General features: G+C 71.7%; 1 protein-coding gene. It reads right to left on the bottom strand.

The features are described 5' to 3' along the window. Nucleotides 1–353: helix-turn-helix domain-containing protein (locus ALLO2_RS22060; protein WP_157493490.1), on the bottom strand; the 353-nt coding region annotated here is incomplete at its 3' end. Nucleotides 354–862 lie beyond the last annotated feature (509 nt).

The raw sequence follows: 862 nt of genomic DNA, 5'->3' as shown, positions 1-862 counted from the left end.
ATCCAGGACTGGTAGCGCCACGGTTTGATCGGGTGCTCGGCGAGGATCCGCCGCACCGACGACGCNGAGATCGCGTCGACCAGGCCGCGGGAGAGCAGTTCGGCGGCGAGTTCCGGACACGACCAGCGGGCCAGCGGCACCTGGGTCTCGGCNGGTAACNGGCAGGCCAGCGCGACGACCTCGGCCCGTTCCGCCTCNCTGATCCGCCGTGGCCGACCCGACCGGGGCAGGTCGACCAGTCCCGCCTCGCGTCGCCGCGCGAACCGGCCCCGCCACGTGCGGACCGTGTCCTCGGTCACGCACAGTCGCCGGGCTATCCGCGTGTTGGAGTAGCCGCGGGCCGCGTCCAGCACGATCNTTGACCGCTNCCAGTCCCGGTACGGCGTCCTGCGCCCGTTCACGCGGGCCTTGAGCCGTCTGCGTTCGCTCGCGGTCAGGTCTATGGGTACGGCAACGCGGGGTGACGGCATCACGCACTCCGGGAGCAGGCGGGGTGGGCGTCCANGGCGACGGCGGGATGATCGTAGCGATCTGCCGGGTGCCGGCAGACTGGTGGGCATGNCGGNGATCCCCGAGTCCACGACGTCCTCGATCCGGCTGCGCCTGCTCGATCATGCGGAGCAGCGCTGGCCGCAACTCGCCCGCACCGAGGTCACCTACCGTGGCGCGTTCGCCTACGTCGCCGGCGTCCTGCCCGACGGCGAGGAGATCCCCCTGTGCCGGTTGCGCTACGGCGGGTCAGCCCACTCGTTCGGCTTCGCGATCTACTCCGCCGCCCACAACCGCTACCAGGAAGCCGCCCTGCTCACCGGCTACCTCGCCGGTAGCCCCCAGGACGCCCTCGACACCGCCTGCACCATCC

The sequence above is a fragment of the Frankia sp. Allo2 genome, assembly GCF_000733325.1.
Lineage (GTDB): Bacteria > Actinomycetota > Actinomycetes > Frankiales > Frankiaceae > Frankia > Frankia casuarinae.
The sequence above is the reverse complement of the archived record's forward strand: the minus strand, read 5'-3'. Positions and strand labels throughout refer to the sequence as shown.